23 protein-coding genes are annotated in these 22,242 nt (G+C 70.3%); 4 read left to right on the forward strand and 19 right to left on the reverse strand.

The features are described from left to right. Nucleotides 1–220: 220 nt before the first annotated feature. Together J7E97_RS34110 and J7E97_RS34115 are read right to left on the reverse strand one after the other, a co-directional pair. Nucleotides 221–952, reverse strand: a complete 732-nt coding sequence (locus tag J7E97_RS34110; protein ID WP_215035307.1) for a helical backbone metal receptor — start codon at nucleotides 950–952, stop codon at nucleotides 221–223. An 8-nt stretch (nucleotides 953–960) separates the two neighbouring features. After that, nucleotides 961–1,509: a helix-turn-helix domain-containing protein gene (locus J7E97_RS34115; protein WP_215035358.1), complete on the reverse strand. Its 549-nt coding sequence runs from the start codon at nucleotides 1,507–1,509 to the stop codon at nucleotides 961–963. Nucleotides 1,510–1,807: 298 nt separating this feature from the next. Here J7E97_RS34115 and J7E97_RS34120 point away from each other — a divergent pair, with 298 nt between their 5' ends. The 3 genes from J7E97_RS34120 (at nucleotide 1,808) to J7E97_RS34130 (ending at nucleotide 4,775) form a co-directional block, all read left to right on the forward strand. Further along, nucleotides 1,808–2,713, forward strand: a complete 906-nt coding sequence (locus J7E97_RS34120; RefSeq protein WP_215035360.1) for a 5'-3' exonuclease — start codon at nucleotides 1,808–1,810, stop codon at nucleotides 2,711–2,713. 63 nt (nucleotides 2,714–2,776) lie between these two features. After that, nucleotides 2,777–3,619 (forward strand): siderophore-interacting protein, encoded by an 843-nt coding sequence (locus tag J7E97_RS34125; protein WP_215035309.1) that lies wholly within the window; start codon nucleotides 2,777–2,779, stop codon nucleotides 3,617–3,619. 133 nt (nucleotides 3,620–3,752) lie between these two features. Then, nucleotides 3,753–4,775 (forward strand): RluA family pseudouridine synthase, encoded by a 1,023-nt coding sequence (locus J7E97_RS34130; protein ID WP_215035311.1) that lies wholly within the window; start codon nucleotides 3,753–3,755, stop codon nucleotides 4,773–4,775. Here the strand turns inward: J7E97_RS34130 and J7E97_RS34135 are convergent. The 12 genes from J7E97_RS34135 to J7E97_RS34190 all read right to left on the reverse strand — a co-directional run bounded on the left by J7E97_RS34135 (nucleotide 4,772) and on the right by J7E97_RS34190 (nucleotide 16,760). After that, nucleotides 4,772–5,425 (reverse strand): TetR/AcrR family transcriptional regulator, encoded by a 654-nt coding sequence (locus tag J7E97_RS34135; protein ID WP_215035313.1) that lies wholly within the window; start codon nucleotides 5,423–5,425, stop codon nucleotides 4,772–4,774. The genes J7E97_RS34130 and J7E97_RS34135 overlap by 4 nt on opposite strands. Nucleotides 5,426–5,515: 90 nt before the next feature. Further along, entirely contained in the window at nucleotides 5,516–8,368 is a 2,853-nt protein-coding gene (locus J7E97_RS34140) for an RNA helicase (protein WP_215035316.1), read from the reverse strand. 105 nt (nucleotides 8,369–8,473) lie between these two features. Further along, on the reverse strand, nucleotides 8,474–9,439 hold the full coding sequence (gene tatC, locus J7E97_RS34145) for a twin-arginine translocase subunit TatC (RefSeq protein ID WP_215035318.1): 966 nt from the start codon (nucleotides 9,437–9,439) through the stop codon (nucleotides 8,474–8,476). Nucleotides 9,440–9,492: 53 nt separating this feature from the next. Beyond that, nucleotides 9,493–9,792 carry a Sec-independent protein translocase subunit TatA gene (tatA, locus tag J7E97_RS34150; protein WP_215035320.1) on the reverse strand — a complete coding sequence of 100 codons (300 nt, stop codon included), beginning with the start codon at nucleotides 9,790–9,792 and terminating at the stop codon, nucleotides 9,493–9,495. Between the two features lie 170 nt (nucleotides 9,793–9,962). Further along, nucleotides 9,963–10,163, reverse strand: coding sequence for a hypothetical protein (locus J7E97_RS34155; protein ID WP_215035322.1), 201 nt, complete (start codon nucleotides 10,161–10,163; stop codon nucleotides 9,963–9,965). A gap of 26 nt (nucleotides 10,164–10,189) precedes the next feature. Continuing rightward, nucleotides 10,190–10,462, reverse strand: coding sequence for a CpXC domain-containing protein (locus J7E97_RS34160; RefSeq protein ID WP_215035324.1), 273 nt, complete (start codon nucleotides 10,460–10,462; stop codon nucleotides 10,190–10,192). 14 nt (nucleotides 10,463–10,476) lie between these two features. Beyond that, the gene (locus J7E97_RS34165; RefSeq protein ID WP_215035326.1) at nucleotides 10,477–11,460 is read right to left on the reverse strand and encodes a YafY family protein; all 984 of its coding nucleotides are present in this window, start codon (nucleotides 11,458–11,460) and stop codon (nucleotides 10,477–10,479) included. Between the two features lie 50 nt (nucleotides 11,461–11,510). Beyond that, nucleotides 11,511–12,473 carry a YafY family protein gene (locus J7E97_RS34170; protein ID WP_215035328.1) on the reverse strand — a complete coding sequence of 321 codons (963 nt, stop codon included), beginning with the start codon at nucleotides 12,471–12,473 and terminating at the stop codon, nucleotides 11,511–11,513. A 162-nt stretch (nucleotides 12,474–12,635) separates the two neighbouring features. Further along, complete coding sequence (locus J7E97_RS34175) at nucleotides 12,636–13,013, reverse strand: FKBP-type peptidyl-prolyl cis-trans isomerase (RefSeq protein WP_215035330.1); 378 nt, start codon at nucleotides 13,011–13,013, stop codon at nucleotides 12,636–12,638. Between the two features lie 46 nt (nucleotides 13,014–13,059). Further along, nucleotides 13,060–13,989, reverse strand: coding sequence for an FKBP-type peptidyl-prolyl cis-trans isomerase (locus tag J7E97_RS34180; RefSeq protein ID WP_215035332.1), 930 nt, complete (start codon nucleotides 13,987–13,989; stop codon nucleotides 13,060–13,062). Between the two features lie 137 nt (nucleotides 13,990–14,126). Further along, nucleotides 14,127–15,488 (reverse strand): Pup--protein ligase, encoded by a 1,362-nt coding sequence (gene pafA, locus J7E97_RS34185; RefSeq protein WP_214948088.1) that lies wholly within the window; start codon nucleotides 15,486–15,488, stop codon nucleotides 14,127–14,129. A gap of 9 nt (nucleotides 15,489–15,497) precedes the next feature. Beyond that, entirely contained in the window at nucleotides 15,498–16,760 is a 1,263-nt protein-coding gene (locus J7E97_RS34190) for an MFS transporter (RefSeq protein WP_215035334.1), read from the reverse strand. Nucleotides 16,761–16,906: 146 nt separating this feature from the next. Here J7E97_RS34190 and J7E97_RS34195 point away from each other — a divergent pair, with 146 nt between their 5' ends. After that, on the forward strand, nucleotides 16,907–17,905 hold the full coding sequence (locus J7E97_RS34195; protein ID WP_308346934.1) for a LacI family DNA-binding transcriptional regulator: 999 nt from the start codon (nucleotides 16,907–16,909) through the stop codon (nucleotides 17,903–17,905). A gap of 76 nt (nucleotides 17,906–17,981) precedes the next feature. Here J7E97_RS34195 and prcA read toward each other — a convergent pair whose 3' ends face one another. From prcA to dop, 5 genes are all read right to left on the reverse strand, one after another. Then, complete coding sequence (gene prcA / locus J7E97_RS34200; RefSeq protein WP_215035338.1) at nucleotides 17,982–18,746, reverse strand: proteasome subunit alpha; 765 nt, start codon at nucleotides 18,744–18,746, stop codon at nucleotides 17,982–17,984. Nucleotides 18,747–18,789: 43 nt separating this feature from the next. Continuing rightward, complete coding sequence (gene prcB, locus J7E97_RS34205; RefSeq protein WP_215035340.1) at nucleotides 18,790–19,629, reverse strand: proteasome subunit beta; 840 nt, start codon at nucleotides 19,627–19,629, stop codon at nucleotides 18,790–18,792. Then, the gene (locus J7E97_RS34210; RefSeq protein ID WP_215035343.1) at nucleotides 19,581–20,180 is read right to left on the reverse strand and encodes an endonuclease VII domain-containing protein; all 600 of its coding nucleotides are present in this window, start codon (nucleotides 20,178–20,180) and stop codon (nucleotides 19,581–19,583) included. The genes prcB and J7E97_RS34210 overlap by 49 nt, the downstream gene beginning before the upstream one ends. A gap of 37 nt (nucleotides 20,181–20,217) precedes the next feature. After that, a complete protein-coding gene (locus J7E97_RS34215; RefSeq protein ID WP_030294332.1) occupies nucleotides 20,218–20,430 on the reverse strand; it encodes a ubiquitin-like protein Pup in 213 nt (70 codons plus the stop codon). Nucleotides 20,431–20,619: 189 nt separating this feature from the next. Beyond that, a complete protein-coding gene (gene dop, locus J7E97_RS34220; RefSeq protein WP_215035345.1) occupies nucleotides 20,620–22,131 on the reverse strand; it encodes a depupylase/deamidase Dop in 1,512 nt (503 codons plus the stop codon). Between the last annotated feature and the right edge of the window lie 111 nt (nucleotides 22,132–22,242).

Here is a 22,242-nt window from a genome sequence, read left to right on the forward strand (position 1 = left end):
CCAAATCCGCCGACGAGATCTTCGAACGCCTCGCCGGCTACCTGAACCGCCTGCCAGAGCCCAAGCCATAGTTATGAAGTGTTTCCGAGACTCAGGACACTAGTGCGGTGACCGGAAAGGTTCACCGGGTCGCGTCGCCCGGCACGGCACCAGAGCGCTGCGGCGCCCGCGGGGGCCGCGGGGGCCGCGGAGCGAGGCCTTCCCCGCCCCGTACGGAGCCCTACCCGCCCGCCTCGCGCAAGGCCCGGGACAGCACCGCCGGCGCCTCGGCCAGCGAGGGCCCGTACCAGGTCAGGTGCCGTCCGCTGACGAGCGCGGCCGGGATCCGCGGGAACGCCTCGGGGCCGTCGCCGGCGGTGAAACGGTACGGCTCGTCCGGGAACACCACGAGGTCACAGCCCGCCGCGGCCAGCTCGGCCGCCGGGATCCGGGGGTAGCGTTCCGCGTGCGAGGCGTAGGCGTTGCGCACACCGAGGCGGGCCAGCAGGTCCCCCGCGAAGGTGTCCCGGCCGAGCACCATCCACGGCCGCCGCCACACGGGTACGAAGGCCAGGGCCGGCGGCAGCGGCTCCAGCCGGGCCCACGCGGCCCCGGCGTCCGCCAGCCACCCGGGCCGCTCCAGTCCCAGCGCCCCCACCAGCAACCGCTCCAGCTCGCTCAGCGCCTGCGGAAGGTCCCGCACCTCGGTGACCAGCACCTCCAGACCGGCCGCCCGCAGCGCGTCCAGGTCCGGGGCCCGGTTCTCCTCCTCGTTGGCGACGACCAGGTCCGGGCGCAGCTCCACGATCGCGCGGACGTCCGGGTTCTTCGTGCCGCCGATGCGCACCACGTCCCCGAGCCCGGCGGGGTGCGTGCACCAGTCGATCGCCCCGACCAGCACCCCGGGCGCGCTCACGGCCACCGCCTCGGTCGGGGACGGCACGAGCGAGACCACCCGCTTCGGTGTCCGCATCCGGCGGCTCAGTGCCCCGGCGAGGGCGGCTCGGAGGTGGCGTGGATGTGGTCGCCGACCGCGACGATCAGGATCCGGGTGTCCTCCGTGACGGCCCGCCACCGGTGGCGCACCCCGCCGGACAGGAACAGCGCGTCGCCGTTCTCCAGCCGGTAGGCCCGCCCCTCGGCCTCCACCTGGCAGGCACCCGAGACCACGTACATCAGCTCGTCGTTGCGGTGCTGGTACTCGCGGCCGGCGTCCTGGTCCCCGGTGAACTCCAGCGCGTGCAGTTGGTGGTGCCCGCGCACGAGGGGCCGTACGCCGGGCACGAGGGAGAGCCCCGAGCCGTCGCCGGCCCGTACGAGGTCCACGGTGCGGGCGGTGTCCGAGGCGGCCAGCAACTCGACGGCCGTGGTCTCCAGGGCGTCGGCGACCCGCTCCAGGGATCGCATGCTGGGCCGCGCCCGCTCGTTCTCTATCTGGCTCAGGAAGGGGACCGACAGGCCGCTGCGCGCCGATACCGCGGCGAGGGTGAGGTGCAGTGCCCGGCGTCTCTTGCGCACGGCCACGCCCACCCGGAGCGGTTCCTTGGCGTCCTTGTCCTTGTCCCGTTGCTTGTCGTCAGTGCCGCTCTTCGCGCTCGCGGCGCTCGTACCGTCCGTGCCGTCGGTGCCATCCCTGTCGTCCATGGTGGGGCTGCCCTCCCCTTGTCCTGGTCCGTCGCACGTCACACACCGCACATCGGTGTGCTCTAAGCACCTTACGCAGCAACCGGCCCCCGTTTCGCGCTCAAGAGCCGAGGAGGCCGGACCTCCGGCACTTTCCACCGGGCCTCAAGGCATCATCGTGACGGTGACGACGACACGACGCTTGATGCTCCTGGACACCGCCTCCCTCTACTACCGCGCGTACTTCGGCGTGCCGGATTCGGTGAAGGCCCCCGACGGCACCCCGGTCAACGCCGTGCGCGGCCTGCTCGACTTCATCGGCCGCCTCGTGCGGGACCACCGGCCCGACGATCTGGTGGCCTGCATGGACGCCGACTGGCGGCCGCACTGGCGGGTGGAGCTGATCCCCTCCTACAAGGCCCACCGGGTCGCCGAGGAGTCCGCGACCGGCCCGGACCTCGAGGAGACCCCGGACACGCTGGCCCCGCAGGTGCCGATCATCGAGGCCGCCCTGGACGCCTTCGGGATCGCCCGGGTGGGCGTCGCCGGGTACGAGGCGGACGACGTGATCGGCACGCTCACCACCCGCGCCACCGGCCCGGTGGACATCGTCACGGGCGACCGGGACCTGTACCAGCTGGTCGACGACGCGAAGGGACGGCGCGTGCTGTACCCGCTGAAGGGCGTCGGCAGCCTCCAGGTGACCGACGAGGCGTGGCTGCGCGAGAAGTACGGGGTGGACGGCCCCGGCTACGCGGACCTGGCGCTGCTGCGCGGCGACCCGAGCGACGGCCTGCCGGGCGTACCGGGCGTCGGCGAGAAGACGGCGGCGAAGCTGCTGGACACCTACGGGGACCTGGCCGGAATCATCGCCGCGGTCGACGACCCGAAGTCGAAGCTGACCCCCGCGCAGCGCAAGCGGCTGGATGAGTCCCGGCCGTATCTGGCGGTGGCCCCCAAGGTCGTCCAGGTCGCCTCGGACGTCCCGCTTCCCGCCTTCGATGCGGCGCTCCCCGCCGTGCCCGCGCAGCCGGACCTGGTCGCCGCCTTGGCCCACCGATGGGGCCTGGGAGGAGCAGTTGAACGCCTGAGCAGCGCACTGCGCCCGTGAGATGCTAACTTAGGTAATCCTAAGTTTCACGGATGTCAGGGTTGGAAGGTCAGGGGAGACGTCGTGGCAGAAGGACGCGTCCGCACGGTCGGCACCGCAGTCGTCGTGCGCACCGAGCGGTTGACCCCGCACATGGTGCGGGTGGTGCTGGGTGGTGACGGGCTGGCCGGATTCGACGCGGGCGCGTACACCGATCACTACGTGAAGCTCCTGTTCCCCGCGGAGGGCGTCACCTACGCCACTCCGTGGAACCTGGAGCAGATCCGGTCGGCCCATCCGCGCGAGGAATGGCCGCGCCAGCGGGCGTACACGGTGCGTTCCTGGAATCCGGCGCAGCGGGAACTGACCCTCGATTTCGTGGTCCACGGCGACGAAGGACTGGCCGGCCCCTGGGCGGCCCGCGTCCAGCCGGGTGAACTCGTACGTTTCCTCGGGCCGGGCGGAGCCTACGCCCCGGACCCGCGGGCCGGCTGGCACCTCCTCGTCGGCGACGAGAGCGCGCTGCCGGCGATCGGCGCCGCGATGGAGCGGATGCCGGCCGGGGCCGTGGTCCACGCGCTGGTGGAGGTCGAGGGCCCGCGCGACGAGCTGGAGATCAGCACCCCGGACGGGGTCGTCCCGCACTGGATCCACCGCGGCTCCCGTCCGATCGGCGAAGCCCTGACGGAGGCCGTGAAGGCCCTGGCCTTCCCCTCCCCGGACGTGCACGCCTTCGTCCACGGCGAGGCCGGCTTCGTCAAGACGCTGCGCCGGCACCTGCGTCTGGAGCGCGGCATCCCCCGCGAACGCCTGTCGGTCTCGGGCTACTGGCGCCTGGGCGAGACGGACGAGGGCTGGCGCGCGATCAAGCGCGACTGGAACGCCGAGGTGGAGGCGGAGCAGGAACGCCTCGCGGCGGCCCGCTGAGCCACGCGGCGAGGGGGCCCGCCCAGCGGGGCGGGCCCACCACGGGGCGGGCCCCACACGGTCCGCGTCGAGCACCTGGACGCCGACCACCTGGGCACCTTCACCCGGCGCCAGCGGCATAGCCTGTACCCCGATGAAGCGCAGATCGCATGTCCCCGACCCGCCCCTGCCCCAGATCCACGGCATCGACCCGGTCCGCATGCGGCTGCCGCCCGACCCGCAGGGCGCATGGCCGGACCTCGGCTCCTACCTCGCGGCGCGCTACGAGGGCACCCGCGGCGAGGAGTCCATGGCCCGCCTGCTCCGGGACGGCCGGGTGCTGGGCGTCGGCGGACGGGTCCTGGGACCAGAGGACCCGTACGAGCCGGGGGCCTTCCTGTGGTTCCACCGGGACATGCCGCCCGAGCCGGTGGTGCCCTTCCCGATCGGGATCGTGTACCGGGACGAGCACCTGCTGGTGGCCGACAAACCACACTTCCTGGCCACCACCCCGCGCGGCAGCCACGTCTTCCAGACGGCCCTGGCCCGGCTCCGGGTGGAGCTGGGCCTGCCCGCGCTGAGCCCGGCGCACCGGCTGGACCGGATGACCGCCGGACTGGTGCTGTTCAGCATCCGCCCCGAGGACCGGGGCGCCTACCAGCTCCTCTTCCAGGAGAGACGGATCCGCAAGGAGTACGAGGCGCTCGCGCCCCACGACCCGGCGGTGGACTTCCCCCGGACCCTGCGCAGCCACATCGAAAAGGTGCGCGGGGTGATGGCGGCGGTGGAGGTCGAGGGCGCCGAGCCGAACGCCGAGACCCTGGCCGAACTCATCGAAGTCAGGGGCGGCCTGGGCCGCTACCGGCTGACTCCCCACACCGGGCGCACCCACCAGCTGCGGGTGCACATGAACAGTCTCGGCCTGCCGATCCTGGGCGACCCGGTCTATCCGGTGGTCGGCGATCCGGCTCCCGACGACTACCGGCGCCCGCTGCAACTGCTCGCCCGCACGCTGGAGTTCACCGATCCGGTCACCGGGACCGAGCACCGGATCGAGAGCGGTCGGACCCTGCGGGCCTGGGACGACCGGGCCGGCTGGGAAGGGGACGACGGGCCGGGGGCGGGCACGACGCGGGGCCCGGACCAGCGCGGTGACCCGAAAGGTCCACCGCACTAGCCACCCACACCCGCGATCCGCAGCGCCGCGTCGGCGGTGGCCTCCGCGAAGGCGGCCACCGGGCGGGCCGGATCGGCGCGGTGGATGAGCATGACGCCTTCGATGAGGCCGAAGACGAGATCGCCCCGGAGCACCAGCGCGGCCCGGTCGTCCCCGGCCAGTTCGGAACCGGCGCAGGCACGGTCCAGCAACTCCTGGTAGGCGTCCTTGAGTTCCAGGCGCATCCGCAGGAAGCGGGTGAACCGCGAGCCGCCCACCTCGGGCAGCAGGTACAGCGCGCCGAGGTTGTAGGGTCCGCCGCACAGCAGCAGCACGTCCGAGCGGCACAGCTCCCACAGCCGGCGGGTGGCGGGCCGGTCCGCTTCGCGGAGCAGCCGGCGGGCCAGGGCCAGCGAGGGCGAGACCGTGGACTCCAGAAGTTCGGCGAGGAGTTCCTCCTTGCCGCCGAAGTAGTGGTACATCGTGGCCTGGCGCATTCCGGCCCGTTCGGCCACCGCCCGCGTGGTGGTGGCCGCGTACCCCTTCACCGTGAACAGTTCGGCCGCCGCGTAGAGCAGTTCCTCGCGCGGCGGCCGGCCACTGTCGGCTCGCAGCTGATCGGCGCGCGGCCGACCGACCCGTCTCGGCCCTTCTCCCGTTCCCCCAGTCATGGCCCGATCGTCGCACAGGACACGCCGGATCGATCATGGCAAGAGGTGAGATCCAGCCATGGCTACTTTTGGAGGAAACACCAAAGCGCCTTAGCCCACCGAACTGTAGGCCACCACACCCCTCAGGAGCGCGTCCACGGCCTTGCGGGCATTGCGGGCCACCGTGCTGCCGCCCTGCGAGGACGGCGGAGCCGAGGAGGACGGTGCCGCGGCCGCGACCTGCCCCAGCACGTCGATGACCTGCTTGCACCAGCGCACGAAGTCACCGGCCGGCATCTCCGCCTCGCGCAGCACCTCGTCCAGGCTCTTGTCCGAAGCCCACTGGTACGCCGCCCACGCGAACCCGAGGTCCGGCTCGCGCTGGCCCACGCCCTCCGCCTGGTTGATGCCGTGCTCCTCCTCCAGCGCGTCGAGCCGGCCCCAGATGCGGACCATCTCGCCCAGCGCCGCCTTCGCCGCACCACCCGGCACCTTCGGCGCGACCGCGTCGTCGGACTGCCGCGCCTCGAAGACCAGCGCCGAGACGCAAGCGGCCAGTTCGGCCGGGCTCAGCCCCTCCCAGATGCCCGCCCGCAGGCACTCCGACGCCAGCAGGTCCAGCTCCCCGTAGAGCCGGGCGAGCCGCCGGCCGTGCGGGGTCACCTCGTCCTCGCGCAGGTAGTCCAGATCGGTCAGCAGCGCGTGGATCCGGTCGAAGGTGCGGGCGATGGTGTTCGTCCGGCCCTCGATGCGCCGCTCCAGCTGCCGCGTGTCCCGCTGCAACCGGTGGTAGCGCTCCGCCCAGCGCGCGTGGTCCTCGCGCTCGTCGCAGCCGTGGCACGGGTGCGCCCGCAGCGCGGCGCGCAGCCGCGAGATCTCCCGGTCGTCGGCCGCCGCCGCCCGGCCGCGGCCGTGCCGCTCCACCGGGATGTGCCCGGCCTTGGTGCGCAGCTGCGACGCCAGGTCCCGGCGCGACTGCGGGGACTTCGCGTTGAACGTCTTGGGGATCCGCATCCGCTCGATGGCCTCCACCGGGACCGGGAAGTCGATCGCGGCGAGCCGCTTGACCTGCCGCTCCACGGTGAGCACCAGCGGGCGCGGGCCCTCGGTGTACTCGTGCCCGCGGTGCCCGTTGGACCGCCCCGCCGGCACGCCCGGATCCAGGACCAGGGCCAGCCCCGCGAACTTGCCGGTCGGCACGTGGATGATGTCGCCCGGCTTCAGCTTCTCCAGCGAACCGGCCGCCTGCGCCCGGCGCTGCGCCGCGCCCTGCTTGGCCAGGTCCGTCTCGCGGTCCTTGAGGTCGCGGCGCAGCCGCGCGTACTCCTCGAAGTCGCCGAGGTGGCAGGTCATGCCCTCCCGGTAGCCCTCGATGCCCTCCTCGTTGCGCTGCACCTGCCGGGAGATCCCGACGACCGAGCGGTCCGCCTGGAACTGCGCGAAGGAGGTCTCCAGCAGCTCGCGCGAGCGGTGGCGCCCGAACTGCTGGACCAGATTGACGGCCATGTTGTACGAGGGCTTGAAGCTGGAGCGCAGCGGATACGTACGGGTACCCGCGAGCCCGGCGAGGGCCGCCGGGTCCATGCCCCGCTGCCACAGCACCACCGCGTGGCCCTCGACGTCGATCCCGCGCCGCCCGGCCCGGCCGGTGAGCTGCGTGTATTCGCCGGGGGTGATGTCGGCGTGCTGCTCGCCGTTCCACTTGACCAGCTTCTCCAGGATGACCGTGCGCGCCGGCATGTTGATGCCCAGCGCCAGGGTCTCGGTGGCGAAGACGGCCTTGACCAGACCCCGTACGAACAGCTCCTCGACGACCTCCTTGAAGGTGGGCAGCATGCCCGCGTGGTGCGCGGCGATGCCCCGCTCCAGGCCCTCGAGCCATTCGTAGTACCCGAGGACGTGCAGGTCCTCGGTGGGGATGGCCGCGGTCCGCTCCTCGACGATCTCGCGGACCGATCGGCGCGCGGAGTCGTCGTTGAGCCGCAGGCCCGCGTACAGGCACTGCTGGACGGCGGCCTCGCAGCCGGCCCGGCTGAAGATGAAGTTGATGGCGGGCAGCAGCCCGTCGCCGTCCAAGCGGGCGATCACCTCGGGGCGCGACGGGGTCCAGATCCGGCCGCGGGAGCGCCGCTCGCGCTCGCGGTCGGCCTCGCGGACCATCTTTCCGCGCCGCCGGTCCTTCGGGGTGTAGCGGCTGGTGTTCTCCTCGCGCGCCATCCGCAGGAGGTCGGGGTTGACCTCGCGGCGCGCGGAGCCGCGGCCGCCGTGGTCGGACTCCTCCTCGAAGAGGTCGTAGATCCGGCGGCCGGCCATGACGTGCTGCCACAGCGGTACGGGCCGCTCCTCGGAGACGATCACCTCGGTGTCGCCGCGCACCGTGTCGAGCCAGTCGCCGAACTCCTCGGCGTTGGAGACGGTGGCGGAGAGCGAGACCAGGGTCACCGACTCGGGGAGGTGGATGATCACCTCTTCCCAGACGGCTCCGCGGAACCGGTCGGAGAGGTAGTGGACCTCGTCCATCACGACGTGGCCGAGGCCGATCAGCGACTGCGAGCCCGCGTACAGCATGTTGCGGAGCACCTCGGTGGTCATGACGACCACCGGAGCATCGGAGTTGACGCTGTTGTCACCGGTGAGCAGGCCTACCTTGTCGGCGCCGTAGCGCCGGGCGAGGTCGGCGTACTTCTGGTTCGACAAGGCCTTGATGGGCGTCGTGTAGAAGCACTTGCGGCCCTGCTGGAGGGCGAGGTGCACGGCGAACTCGCCGACGATCGTCTTGCCCGAGCCGGTCGGGGCGGCGACGAGGACGCCCTTGCCCGCCTCCAGTGCCTTGCAGGCCTCGATCTGGTACGGATCCAGGTCGAATTCGTACATCTCGCGGAAGGCCGCCAGGGCGGTGGCCTCTTCGGCGGCGCGGATCCGGGCAGCGGCGTACCGCTCGGCGGGTGAGAGTTCTTCGGTCATCTTGTCGTCGAGCCTACCCGCCGCCTCCGACAACAGTCGCGATCTTTATCGGGAGCCCGGACACACACCCACGGGGGTGTACCTGTCAGGAAGAACCCGCGTCGATCAGGTGGCGTCGTCGTACCCGTTGATCCGCCGGCGTCCGCCGTCGGCCTGCTCGGGCAGGGCGCCGGCGGCCGGTACGGACTCGATCTCGCCGAGCTCCGCCGGCGTCAGGTCCAGCTCGGAGGCCTCGTCGTCGTCCAGGGCCGCGTCGGGGTTGTTCCGCGCCCGCCTGCGGTCGTTGAGGAAGCAGATGAGGAGCGCGACGAAGTACAGGGCGACGATCGGCGCGGCCAGCGCCAGCATCGTCAGCGGGTCGCCGGTGGGCGTCGCGAACGCGGCGAAGACCGTGATGCCCAGCACCATGGCCCGCCACCAGCTCGCGAGCCGCTTCGCGGTCAGCACCCCGGTGACGTTGAGCAGGATCAGCAGCAGCGGCAGCTCGAAGGCGAGACCGAAGACGACGACCATGCGCGTGATCAGGTCGAGGTAGTCGTCGACCGGCAGCAGGTTGCGCGCGTTGTCGGGCGTGAACTCGAGCAGGATCACCGCGGTCTGCGGGAGGACCCGGTACGCGAGGATCGCACCGGCCGCGAACAGCGGGGCGCCGATCGCCACGAACCCGACGGCGTACTTCTTCTCGTGGTTGTGCAGCCCGGGCGCCACGAAGCCCCACAGCTGGTACAGCCAGACCGGGCCGGCGAGCACCACGCCCGCGGTCAGCGAGACCTTCAGGGCGATGGAGAACGGCGCGATGAGGCCGTTGACCGTCATGTCGGCGCAGGGATGCCCGTTGCGCTGCTCGACCACGCCGTTGGTGCAGCCGACGGAGTCCAGCATCGGCTTCATGATGAAGTCGATGAGGTCCTTGTAGAAGAACGCGGCCACGATCGTGATCGCGAGGACCGCGAGGACCGACTTCAGCAGCCGGTTTCTCAGCTCACGCAGGTGCTCGATCAGAGGCATCCGCCCTTCGGCGTCCTTCGCCTTCCGATCCTGCTTCTCCTGCTTGCGGGCAGACTTGAGCAACCCACGTCCCTTGTCTCGTTGCAGATGACTGGCGCGACCGTGACCGGCGGAAGTCAGCCCTGGCTGGTGTGGTTGGGCTCGCTCACGGGCCGGGCACTGGTGACGTCACCGGGCGAGGCCTGGATCGTGCGCGGGGCCGCGGTCTGCTGCGCGGGTGCCTGGTCGGCGACGGAAGCGGCGGTGGCGGCGTCCTCCGCCTCGCCCTCCTTCTTCATCGCCTTCGCCTCGCTCTTGAGGATGCGGGCGGACTTGCCGAGCGAGCGGGCCATGTCGGGAAGCTTCTTGGCACCGAACAGCAGGAAGATCACGGCGACGATAAGGAGGATCTCTAGGGGCTTCAGATTGCCGATCATGTGTGTCTTCCTTCTCACCGAAACGGCTGGTTGTGGTGGCCGGACGGCCCCGGACCGAAGTCCATGGGCCGCTCTGACATGGATCGTAACCCCCGGGGGTTAACGCCGGGCAATCCCCCGGGGTATCACCGCTTGCGTGGTCAGACAGTACGACGGTTGTCCCACCATGGCTATGGCCGCACGGTCCGCCCGGCCCTGGCCAGGTCCGACGCCGCCCGCTCCAGGTCGCCCGAGGCGTCCGCGATCCGGCGCCCGGCATCCGCCACCTGGACCGAGAGCCGGCGCACCTCCACGAACACCCGCACGGCGAGCACGGCGAGGACGGCGAGCCCGAAGAAGCCCAGTGCGATCGCGAACATCGGCCACAGCATGGGAAGAGCCTAGGCCACCGCTGACCTCAGACGCTGCGCAGGGTGCTCACGCCACCACCGGTCAGTAGCTCCACGATGCGCTCACCGGCCGGCTTGCGGACCTGGATCCCGCACTCGGGGCAGGTGAAGGAATAGAAGGTGGCCCGACGGCTGCCGCCGATGGCCAGCCGCAGGTCCCCCGCGTCCAGCTCGAAGCGGGCACGGCAGTCGGGACAGGCCGCCTTGAAGGCGACCGGAGCCCCGGAAACGACCGCAACATCCCGCACACTCGGCGAGCCCGGTCCTGACGTCGGCGACATCGCTCGGAGCCCCCTCAGACCTGTTCCCCGGCAGCGCCGTCCTCGTACGCGGCGAGCGCCTCGCGGGCCGCCCGGCGCGCACTGTCCGCCAGCTCCACGGGGGCGACGATGCGCCCCTCGCGGCCCAGCCGCAGCGCGAGCCGGCGCAGCGAGGCCGGATCGGGACTGCGCAGCGTGATCCGCAAGCCCCCGTCCGTGAGCTCCTCAGCGCTGTCGTGCGGGTAGTACTCGGCGACCCAGCGACCGCCGGGACCCACCTCGACCACCACCTCCGGATCCTCGGCGGCCGGCTGGACCAGGCCCTCCGACAGATCGCGGGGCTCGATGGCCGGCGGGTCCGCCCGCTCGTCGAGCAGGCGGATCTCGGCCACCCGGTCCAGGCGGAAGGTGCGCCGGGCCTCCGAGAGGTGGCACCACCCCTCCATGTAGGTGTGCCCCACGGCGAAGAGCCGGATCGGGTCCACCTTGCGCTCGGTGAGCTCGTCGCGCGCGGGCGAGTAGTAGCGCAGCCACAGCCTGCGCCGCTCGGCGATGGCCCGGTCCACGTCCGCGAAGACCCCGCCCTCGGACTCGAAGGTCACCGACAGCCGCGAACTGGCACCGGCCACCTCACCGGCGGCCGCCTCCAGCTTGGCGGTGGCCCGCAGCAGGGCGTCCCGGTCGCTCTCGCGCAGCCCGGGCAGGGTGGCCACCGCGCGGGCCGCCACCAGCAGCGCCGTCGCCTCGTCGGCGGCCAGCCGCAGCGGCTCGGCGGTGGACTCTCCCGAAGCGTCGGGATTGCGCCACCAGATCCGCTCCCCGTCGGTGTCGATGTCGAGCAGGTCCCCACCGCGGAAACTGGTCCCGCACATGGGAAGCACGTCGAGGTCCGAGATCAGCTCGTCCTCGGTGATCCCGAACGCGCGGGCGACGTCGGCGACGTGCGCACCGGGGCGCTCGCGCAGATACGTCACCAGCGAAAGCATCCGGCGCGTCTGGTCGATGGCGTTGGCAGCCATGCTGGTACGTCTCCCCCTCAGGGCGGTTCTACGGGAATGGGCCGGGCCGGTCAGTCCTTGGCGACGGCACGCAGCCGGTCGACCACATCGGCCCGCAGATCGGCGGGCTCCACCACGACCACGTCGGGGCCGAACTCCACCAGCCAGGCGTCGAGCCCGTGCCCGTACGGGATCTCCAGCTCGTCCCAGCCCTCCCCGCCCGCGCCCTCGCGCAGGGCGGTGGCCTTGGCCCGCAGCGGATAGCCCGCCCCGGCCCGCAGCCGGATCAGCGCGGAGCGCTTCGCGCCCTCCCCCGCCCAGCTCGCCACGGTCTCCCGCACGGTCACCACGTCCGGGACCTCGGCGGTGTACGCGGCCGCGCGCGAACGGACCTTGCCGGTGATGCGGGAGAGCCGGAACACGCGCTCCGCCCCGCGGTCGCGGTCGAAGCCGGCCAGGTACCAGTGGCCCCGCCAGCACTCCAGGGCCCAGGGCTCGACCTGCCGGCTCTCGGGCCGGGCGGCATTGGACCTGCGGTAGTCGAAGACCACCGGGCGGCGGTCGCGGCACGCCAGCATCAGCGGCTCGAAGGCCGCCTCGTGGACCGGGATCCGCGGCTCGATGGCACTGTGCTGGCCCTCGTACGGGTCCCCGGCCTCCGGCATGCCCCCGGCGCGCAGCTTCTGCAGGGCGCCGCTGGCGGCCCCGGCGAGGCGGGCCTGCTGCCAGACCTTGGCCGCGAGCCCGAGGGCCGCGGCCTCCTCCGCGTCGAGGGCCACGGGCGGAAGCCTGTTGCTGTCGCGGCGGGCCAAGTAGCCGGTGTCGCCCTCCAGGTTCTCGACCGTCTCGATGACGAGACCGAGCTCCCGCAGGTCGTCCTTGTCCCGCTCGAACATCCGGTTGAAGGACTCGTCGTTCCCGGCTTCCATGTAAGCCTCGATGGAACCGCGCAGTTCACGCTTGCTCAGCGGCCGACGGGTCCCCAGCAGACACAGCGCCAGATTCATCAGCCGCTCGGCCTTGGCAATCGCCATCGACGCCCATCCGCCCTTCTCGCCCCGCACGCACGACCGCCGCGTGCCCCCGTGCACCCGCGTGCACCCTCGTGACCGCTGACCGTACCGCCCCGCCGGTCCAGGGCAAAAGCGAGGGCCCCCGCCGTCCGGCGGGGGCCCAGCAGCTTCACAGCGGGGCGATCAGGCGTTGACCAGGTCGCACACGAAGATCAGCGTCTCGCCCGGCTTGATGGCACCGCCGGCGCCACGGTCGCCGTACGCGAGGTGGGCCGGGATCGTCAGCTTGCGACGGCCGCCGACCTTCATGCCCTGGACGCCCTGGTCCCAGCCGGAGATGACCTGGCCGACACCGAGCTTGAACTGCAGCGGGGCGCCGCGGTTCCACGACGCGTCGAATTCCTCACCGGTGGAGAAGGCCACGCCCACGTAGTGGACGGAGACGAGGGAACCGGCCTTGGCCTCGGCACCCTCACCCTCCCAGATGTCCTCGATGACGAGGTCGGTCGGGACCGGGCCCTCGGGGAAGTCGATCTCGGGCTTCTTGAGCTGGTCGCTCACGCTACTGCTCCTCAAACGTACGAACAGGGGGACAACCGGGACAGTCTTACATCACCGTGAGGATGTCGAGGCTGAAGACCAGCGTCGAGTTCGCCGGGATGGTGCCCTGCTCCTTGTCGCCGAAGCCCATGTCCGGCGGGATGACCAGCAGGACGCGACTGCCGACCTTCTTGCCGACCAGGCCCTCCTTCAGACCCTTGACCGAAAGCTGCTCCATCGGCCACGTCACCGACTGGCCGGTGGCGTACGTGCTCTCGAAGGACTTGTCGTCCTTCCACGTCTTGCCGTTGAACTTCACCACGACGTTGTCGGTGTCCTTGACGACGGCGCCGTCACCCTCGAGCACGTAGTTCGAGACGAGCTTGGCCGGCGGCGTGGCGTCCTTCGGGACGGTCACGGCCACTTCCTTGCCGTCCGTGTTCGTACCGACCTTGGGCAGATCCTTGTCCTCCTGCGCGACCTCCTTGCCGGTGGCCGACGGCGGGATGGAGGTGCCCTTGACGATGTCCACGACGAAGACCAGCGTGGCGTTCGGCTTGATCTTTTCGCCCGAGCCCTGCTCGCCGTAGCCCAGCTCCGGCGGAATCACCAGCTCCAGACGGCTGCCGACCTTCTTGCCCTCGAGGCCCTGGTCCCAGCCCTTGATGACCTGGCCCGCCCCGATGGTCACGTCGAACGGCTTGCCCTTGCCGAAGCTCTGGTCGAACGGCTCCTTGCCGTCCCAGACCTGGCCGAGGTAGTTGACCTGGGCGACGTCGCCCTTCTTCAGCGCCGGGCCGTCGCCCTCGCTGATGGTCACCACCTTCAGTTCCTTCGGCGGAGTCCCCGACCCCTTGGACAGGGTGGGGGTCTCCCCGAACTTCGCACCCTTCGTGATCGAGGGCGCCCCGTTCTTCGTATCGGAGCCGCTGTCACCACAAGCCGCTGTCGACAGCAGCAGAAGGGGTACGACAAGCAGGCCGGCAAGTCGGCGCACGTGTTCCTCAGATCTCAGACGGCACATAGGTCGTCGCCACTCTAAGGCGTGCACAGGGCCCCGTACGAGCTTCGTACGGGGCCCTGTCTCAGATCACCACCACGTCACACACCGCGACACCGGCCGCAGACGCGGCCCTACATCCCCGCGATCAGCTTCTCCACCCGGTCGTCCACCGACCGGAACGGGTCCTTGCACAGCACCGTCCGCTGCGCCTGGTCATTGAGCTTCAGGTGCACCCAGTCGACCGTGAAGTCCCGCCGCTGCTCCTGCGCACGGCGGATGAAGTCACCGCGCAGCCGCGCCCTCGTCGTCTGCGGAGGCACCGACTTGCCCTCGAAGATCTTGAGGTCGTTGCAGATCCGCGCCGCCTGCCCCTTGCGCTCCAGCAGGTAGTACAGCCCGCGCCGGCGATGGATGTCGTGGTAGGCGAGGTCTATCTGAGCCACCCGCGGATTCGACATGGTCATGTTGTGCTTGGCCCGGTACCGCTCGATCAGCTGGTACTTCATGACCCAGTCGATCTCGGTCCCGATCCGGTCCAGGTCCTCCGCCTCGATCGCGTCGAGGGTCCGGCCCCACAGCTCCAGCACCTGATCGACCACACCGGTACGGATCCCCCGCCGCTCGGCGAAGTCCACCGCCTTGTCGTAGTACTCCCGCTGGATCTCCAGCGCGGAGGCCTCCCGGCCGCTTGCCAGCCGCACCTTGCGCTGACCGGTGATGTCGTGACTGACCTCGCGGATCGCCCGGATCGGGTTCTCCAGCGTCAGGTCCCGCATCACCGTGCCCGCCTCGATCATGCGCAGCACCAGATCGGTCGCCCCGACCTTGAGCAGCATGGTCGTCTCGGACATGTTCGAGTCGCCCACGATCACGTGCAGACGGCGGTAGCGCTCGGCGTCCGCGTGCGGCTCGTCACGCGTGTTGATGATCGGCCGCGAGCGGGTCGTGGCCGAGCTGACGCCCTCCCAGATGTGCTCGGCCCGCTGGCTCACGCAGTAGACCGCGCCCCGGGGCGTCTGCAGCACCTTGCCCGCACCGCAGATCAGCTGCCGCGTGACGAGGAACGGGATGAGAATGTCCGCGAGCCGCGAGAATTCCCCGTGCCGGGCCACCAGATAGTTCTCGTGGCACCCGTACGAGTTGCCCGCCGAGTCGGTGTTGTTCTTGAACAGATAGACGTCGCCCGCGATTCCCTCCTCGTGCAGGCGGCGTTCGGCGTCGACGAGCAGACCTTCGAGAATGCGCTCGCCGGCCTTGTCGTGGGTGACCAGTTCGATCAGGTTGTCGCATTCGGGAGTTGCATACTCCGGATGCGAACCCACGTCGAGGTAGAGGCGGGCGCCGTTCCGCAGAAAGACATTGCTGCTGCGGCCCCATGACACAACACGGCGGAAGAGGTAGCGCGCCACTTCGTCAGGAGACAGTCGGCGCTGTCCCCTGAACGTGCACGTGACGCCGTACTCGTTCTCCAGCCCGAAAATGCGGCGGTCCATGACTGAACATTACGCCTTCTGCTCTGTTCTGAAACCGAGTTCGCGAGCGTCGTTTCGATCATTTTCCCGAGAACCCGCCACCGCGCCGCCCCCGACCCGGCGAGCCAGCACCCGCTGAGTGGCCATCAGAACCACCAGCGCCGCGGCCCCGGCCACGCTCGCCACCGCGAAACCCGCCGCCGTACCGCCCGCCTCCACCGCCGGACCGGCCGCCGCCGTACCGATGGCCGCCCCCACACCGAAGAACGTCACCAGCCACGAGAACGCCTCCGTCACCGTCCCCGCCGGAGCGTGCCGGTCCACCACGATGAACGCACACGCGATCGCCGGCGCCAGGAACACCCCCGCCAGCGCCGTCAGCGCCGTCATCGCCACCGGACCCGGCACCAGCATCAGCGGCAGGTAACAGACCGCCAGCAGCCCCACCAGCAGCCGCAACCGCCGCTCCGCCGCCCCCGGCCACTGCCGCGAACCGTAGAAGACCCCGCCCACCAGCGCGCCCAGGCCCAGCGCCGCCATCAGCCAGCCGTACACCGCCTGACCCCCGTGCCCGTCGGCGTACGCCACCCCCGCCACCGTGATCGAACCCAGCGCCGTCCCCACGAAGAAGAAGGCACCCAGCAGCGCCAGCAGCCCCCGCGACCGCAGGGCCCCCAGCCAATGAGCCTCACGCGGCGCCGAACGCCACGTACGCGACGGCTCGGACACCACCACCGACAGCGCCCCGAGCACACCGATCGCATTGATCACCACCAGCGCGGCCGCCGGATCCCACAGCGCCACGAACAGGGTCACCAGCAGCGGCCCCACCGTGAACATGACCTCCTGGGCCACCGCGTCCATCGCGTACGCCGCGTGCACCCGCTCCTCCTTGCCACCGAGCACGCTCGGCCACAAGGCCCGCAGGCCACCCTCCAGCGGCGGCGTGAACAGCCCCGCCACCACGACCGCCCCGTACGCCGCCGCCACCGACCCGGTACCCGCGAACGCCAGCCACACCATGCCCAGCGCCGAGACCACCGCCGCCGGCAACTGCACCCGCGGCTGCCCGTACACGTCCACCGCCCGGCCCAGCAGCGGCTGCCCGACGGCATTGGCCACCCCGTACACCGCCGCCAGCGCGCCCGCCAGGCTGTAGCTGCCCCCCTCGGCCCGGGTGAACAGCACGATCGCGATCGGCCCCGTGCCGTTCGGCAGCCGGCCTATGAGCGTGCCCACCAGCAGCCTCGCGGCGTGCCGGGTCCTGAGCAGCTCCGCGTAACCCGCGGCCATGTCCGCCCCCCATCTGCCCGGATCCCACCGGGGTAATACGTATAACGTGACGGGTCATACGTACCATGGCCACAACCGGACCGTCCACACCACACCACCCCGCCGAACCCCCCGAACCCCCTGACCTCGCACTACAGGAGCACCGTGTGACGAGACCCACCAGCCGCGACGTGGCCACCGCCGCCGGAGTCTCCCAGGCCACCGTCTCCCTCGTCCTCGGCGACAAATGGCGCGGCCGCGTCTCCGAACGCACCGCCGACACCGTCCGCAAAACCGCCACCCAACTCGGCTACCGCCCCAACCTCGCCGCCCGCAACCTCCGCCTCGGCTCCACCCGCACCGCCCTCCTCGTCGTCCCCGCCCTCACCAACGAATTCTTCGCCCGCGTCTACACCGGCGCCGCCCGCATCGCCGCCGAACACGGCTTCGGCGTCGTCCTCTACCCCTCCCCCGACGGCACCGGCCCCGCCCGCGACCCCTTCGCCTCCGCCCGCGCCGCCCTCGACGGAATCATCGCCTCCTCCATGGCCGCAGACGCCCTAGAAGCCCTCGGCGGCAACGGACTCCCCCTCGTCATGCTCGACAGCGACCCCACCGCCCACACCGCCGCCGCCCACGTCAACCTCGCCATCGCCGACGGCATGCGCCAAATCACCGAACACCTCCTCCACCACCGCCACCGACACTTCCTCCACCTCGCCTCCGCCGTCGACTCCTGGACCTTCGACATCCGCGCCCAAGCCCTGCACACCCTCCTCGACCCCACCACCGAGCTGCGCACCGTACGGGCCCCCCTCACCGTCGACGCCGCCCGCACGGCCGCCGAAGCCGCCCTGACGGCCCCCGGGCCCCGCCCCACCGCCATCGTCTGCGACGACGACATCCTGGCCGCCGGAGCCTGCAAGGCCGCCCGCCGCCTCGGCCTGCGCGTCCCCGAAGACCTCTCCGTCACCGGCTTCGACGACCTCGCCCTCGCCACCGCCGTCGAACCCGAACTCACCACCGTCCGGCTCCCCGCCGAACGCATCGGCGAACAGGGCATGACCGCCCTCCTCGCCGTCCTCGAAGGCACCCCCTGGACCGCCGTCGACATCCCGGTCGAACTCGTCGTCCGCGACTCCTCGGGCCCGGCACCGACCGGCTGAACGTCCCGGGCACACGCGAAAGCGCCCCCGGCCCGAAGGCCAGGGGCGCTCACACTCACGACGAACCTCTGCTCGGCTACTCGGCTTCCTCTTCGGGAGCCTCGTCGTTCGACACGGCGTCCGCCTGGGCCGCCGCCGGAACGTCCGCCTCCAGCAGCCGCGACAGCTGCCGGCCGCGGATCCGCTTGAACTTGCGCTGCTGAGCCCGCGTACGGTCCAGCACCGCCACCTCCAGCCGCTCCACCGGAATCGACTTGTCCGTACCGTTCGCCTGGCTCGACAGCGCCTGCACGGCCAGCTTCAACGCCTCGGACAGGGTCATCCCGTCCTGGTGCCGCTGGTCGAGGTAGGTACTGATCTGCTCGGCGTTCCCGCCGACCGCCACCGAGCCGTGCTCGTCGACGATCGACCCGTCGTGCGGCAGCCGGTAGATCTGGTCACCCGCGGCGGTCGCACCGACCTCCGCCACCACCAGCTCCACCTCGTACGGCTTCTCCCCCGCACTCGAGAAGATCGTGCCCAGCGTCTGCGCGTAGACGTTCGCCAGCCCACGGGCCGTCACATCTTCGCGGTCGTACGTGTATCCGCGCAGATCCGCGTACCGCACACCACCGATGCGCAGGTTCTCGTACTCGTTGTACTTACCGGCGGCCGCGAAGCCGATCCGGTCGTAGATCTCGCTGAACTTGTGCAGCGCGCGGGACGGGTTCTCACCGACGAACACGATGCCGTCGGCGTACTGGATCACAACAAGGCTCCGACCGCGGGCAATGCCCTTGCGGGCGTATTCCGCCCGGTCGGCCATGGCCTGCTGGGGTGACACATAGAACGGAGTCGACACCGGCTTTCCGTCCCTTTCTTCTGGACGACGAGGAGGTCAGAGGTCAGAGCAGGGCGGCGCGCGGACCGTCGGGCTGCTCCAGCCGACGGTTCGTGATCTTGCGGGCCAGCTCCGAGGACTCCTCGTCGGTCAGCCTGCGGAATCCCTCGTCCGTCATGACGGTGACGATGGGGTAGATGTGGCGGTAGAGGTCCGGACCGCCGGTGGCCGAGTCGTCGTCGGCAGCGTCGTACAACGCCTGGACGACGAGCGTCGTGGCCTCCTCCTCCGTCAGCTTGGAGTGGTACAGCTTCTTCATCGAGCCGCGGGCGAAGATCGATCCCGAACCGGTCGCGGCGAAGCCGTGCTCCTCCGAGCGGCCGCCGGTCACGTCGTAGGAGAAGATCCGCCCCCTCTCCTTGGCCTCGTCGTACCCCGCGAACAGCGGCACGACGGCCAGACCCTGCATCGCCATGCCCAGGTTGCTCCGGATCATGGTGGAGAGCCGGTTCGCCTTGCCTTCGAGGCTGAGGGTCGCCCCCTCCACCTTCTCGAAGTGCTCCAGCTCCAGCTGGAACAGCTTCACCATCTCCACGGCCAGACCGGCCGTACCGGCGATCCCGACGGCGGAGTACTCGTCCGCCGGGAACACCTTCTCGATGTCCCGCTGCGCGATCATGTTCCCCATGGTCGCCCGCCGGTCACCGGCGAGCACGACCCCGCCCGGGAAGGTGGCAGCCACGATGGTCGTCCCGTGCGGCGCCTCGATGACCCCGTCGGGCAGCTTCCGGTTGCCCGGGAGCATCTCGGGCTGGTGCGCGCCCAAGAAGTCCATGAAGGACGACGACCCCGGCGTCAGGAAGGCTGCCGGTAGACGCCCTGTGCTACGAGTGTTGGGTTCCACAGGTTTCCTTCCACGTAAGCGGCTGCACGCCTCAAGACGTCCGGCCGATCCTTGAGTTGCCCGATCCCTGCGTTGCAGCCGAAGCAAAGTACGCCTCGGACCTTACCCGTCCGATGATCGTGATCCACGTGCTCCGCCGGACTCTCTTGGCAGAGGATGCAGACACCGCCCTGGGCGGCGATCATCGCGTCTCGTTCGGCCTCGGTGATGCCGTAGCTACGCTTCAGGTGGCCCGCCCGGCCTTGGATGGCCCGGCAGGCCTTGCAGCGAGTGGACAGCCCGTCAGAGGCGGTTGCGTTCTTGTGCCATTCGCTGTGCGGTTTCACCTCACCGCACTGTCGGCAGAGCTTGCAGCCCGCCGGTACTTCCACGTGCTCCCTGACGACCTTGCCTTGGGCTGCCTGGCGGCGCCGGTAGTGCTCCGCGCCATAGGCCGCTACGCATTCCCGACATCTGGGCTGAAGCCCGTCGCTTCGGTTGCGATCCGAGGCGAATCCGCTCAGTGGTATGTCACGGGCACACCCGCGACACCACTTCGTTCCATTGGACATGGAGCACACACTGGCGGATTCACCTTAGATTCGAAGGCTATTCGCCGCCTTTTTGTACGAAACTCCGAACGAAATCCTCGGCATTTTCCTCAAGTACATCGTCAATCTCGTCAAGTACAGAGTCGACGTCGTCGGAGAGCTTTTCCTGTCGCTCCTTGAGGTCGGTCGATTCCTCGACCGCGGCCTCCTCGACCTCCTCGGTCGAGCGCTGCGCCTTCTGCTGTCCGCCGCCGGTGTCCTTGGTCGCCATGTCTACCTCACCCCGCTCGGTTCGCACGCTCATGTCGAGAGACCCCGGGAATTCGGGATCCCTCAAGATCAGACCTTACGTCGGACCCTACAAGGAGGGTCCGACATTCGTCCCCGCAGTTGTCGAAGAGGTCCGGCATAACGTCCGGCTTCCTTCATGATTCCCGGCCCGGGGACCGTTCAGCCGCACTCAGCGCCCCGAAAGCACCCGCACCAGGTCCTCCGCCGTGCGGCAGCGGTCCAGGAGCTCCTTCACGTGGGCCCGCGTCCCCCGCAGGGGTTCCAGCGTCGGGACCCGCTGGAGCGAGTCGTGGCCCGGCAGGTCGAAGATCACCGAGTCCCAGGAGGCCGCGGCCACGTCGTCCGCGTACTGGTCCAGGCAGCGGCCCCGGAAGTACGCCCGGGTGTCCTCCGGCGGCTTGCTCTGGGCCCGCTCCACGGCCGGCTCCTCCAGCAGCCTCTTCATCTTTCCGCGGGCCACCAGGCGGTTGTACAGGCCCTTGTCGGGCCGTACGTCCGCGTACTGCAGGTCCACCAGGTGGAGCCGGGCGGCGTCCCATCCGAGCCCGTCCCGGCGCCGGTAGCCCTCCAGGATCTCCCGCTTCGCGATCCAGTCGAGTTCCCCCGACAGGCTCATCGGATCGGTCTCCAGCCGGCCCAGTACGTCCTCCCAGCGGGCCAGCACGTCCTTGGTCTGCTCGTCCGCGTCGGAGCCGAAACGCTCCTCGACGTACTTCCTGGCCAGCTCGAAGTACTCCATCTGAAGCTGTACGGCGGTCAGTGTCCGCCCGCTGCGCAGCGTGATCAGGTGGTGCAGGTCGGGGTCGTGGGAGACCTCGTGGAGGGTGCGCACGGGCTGGTCCACGGCGAGGTCGACGTTGATGTAGCCGTCTTCGATCATGGACAGGACGAGCGCGGTGGTGCCGAGCTTGAGGTAGGTGGAGATCTCGGAGAGGTTCGCGTCGCCGATGATCACGTGGAGCCGGCGGTACTTCTCGGCGTCGGAGTGGGGTTCGTCGCGGGTGTTGATGATGGGGCGCTTGAGGGTGGTTTCCAGGCCGACCTCGACTTCGAAGTAGTCGGCGCGCTGGCTGATCTGGAAGCCGTGTTCGCGTCCGTCCTGCCCGATGCCGACCCGGCCGGCACCGGTGAACACGATGCGTGACACGAAGAAGGGGGTGAGGTGGCGCACGATGTCCGAGAAGGGGGTTTCCCGCTTCATCAGGTAGTTCTCGTGCGTGCCGTAGGAGGCGCCCTTGTTGTCGGTGTTGTTCTTGTAGAGGTGGATGGGCTGGGCTCCGGGGAGCTGGGCGGCCCTGACGGCGGCTTCCGCCATGATCCGCTCGCCGGCCTTGTCCCAGAGGACGGCGTCGAGCGGGTTGGTGATCTCCGGCGAGCTGTATTCGGGGTGTGCGTGGTCCACGTAGAGGCGTGCGCCGTTGGTGAGGATGACGTTGGCGAGGCCGATGTCCTCGTCGGTGAGCTGGCTGTTGTCGGCGGCCTCGCGGGCGAGGTCGAAGCCGCGGGCGTCCCGCAGCGGGTTCTCTTCCTCGAAGTCCCAGCGGGCGCGTCGCGCCCGGTGCATCGCCGCCGCGTAGGCGTTGACGATCTGGGACGAGGTGAGCATGGCATTGGCGTTCGGGTGCCCGGGGACGGAGATCCCGTATTCCGTCTCGATACCCATTACTCGCCGTACGGTCATGCGGCCCTCCTTGCCCGGCGGCGCTCCCGTTCGGGAGCGGCGCTCAAGTACCGCTGGTGCTCCGGTGCGTCGTGTGCGGTGCCCGTCCCCGCATTGCGCGACCTGCGGTAC

The organism is Streptomyces sp. ISL-66 (assembly GCF_018614135.1).
Lineage (GTDB): Bacteria > Actinomycetota > Actinomycetes > Streptomycetales > Streptomycetaceae > Streptomyces.

Coding starts and splice junctions, on each gene's coding strand:
- J7E97_RS34160 (WP_215035324.1), bottom strand. CDS start 10,462: ATGTCGCCGACGTCAGGACCGGGCTCGCCGAGTGTGCGGGATGTTGCG.
- J7E97_RS34140 (WP_215035316.1), bottom strand. CDS start 8,368: ATGACCGAAGAACTCTCACCCGCCGAGCGGTACGCCGCTGCCCGGATC.
- J7E97_RS34210 (WP_215035343.1), bottom strand. CDS start 20,180: ATGTCCAATGGAACGAAGTGGTGTCGCGGGTGTGCCCGTGACATACCA.
- pafA (WP_214948088.1), bottom strand. CDS start 15,488: ATGGACCGCCGCATTTTCGGGCTGGAGAACGAGTACGGCGTCACGTGC.
- J7E97_RS34130 (WP_215035311.1), top strand. CDS start 3,753: ATGAAGCGCAGATCGCATGTCCCCGACCCGCCCCTGCCCCAGATCCAC.
- J7E97_RS34155 (WP_215035322.1), bottom strand. CDS start 10,163: ATGCTGTGGCCGATGTTCGCGATCGCACTGGGCTTCTTCGGGCTCGCC.
- J7E97_RS34170 (WP_215035328.1), bottom strand. CDS start 12,473: ATGGCGATTGCCAAGGCCGAGCGGCTGATGAATCTGGCGCTGTGTCTG.
- J7E97_RS34190 (WP_215035334.1), bottom strand. CDS start 16,760: ATGGCCGCGGGTTACGCGGAGCTGCTCAGGACCCGGCACGCCGCGAGG.
- J7E97_RS34165 (WP_215035326.1), bottom strand. CDS start 11,460: ATGGCTGCCAACGCCATCGACCAGACGCGCCGGATGCTTTCGCTGGTG.
- tatA (WP_215035320.1), bottom strand. CDS start 9,792: ATGATCGGCAATCTGAAGCCCCTAGAGATCCTCCTTATCGTCGCCGTG.
- dop (WP_215035345.1), bottom strand. CDS start 22,131: ATGACCGTACGGCGAGTAATGGGTATCGAGACGGAATACGGGATCTCC.
- J7E97_RS34215 (WP_030294332.1), bottom strand. CDS start 20,430: ATGGCGACCAAGGACACCGGCGGCGGACAGCAGAAGGCGCAGCGCTCG.
- J7E97_RS34110 (WP_215035307.1), bottom strand. CDS start 952: ATGCGGACACCGAAGCGGGTGGTCTCGCTCGTGCCGTCCCCGACCGAG.
- J7E97_RS34135 (WP_215035313.1), bottom strand. CDS start 5,425: ATGACTGGGGGAACGGGAGAAGGGCCGAGACGGGTCGGTCGGCCGCGC.
- J7E97_RS34120 (WP_215035360.1), top strand. CDS start 1,808: ATGCTCCTGGACACCGCCTCCCTCTACTACCGCGCGTACTTCGGCGTG.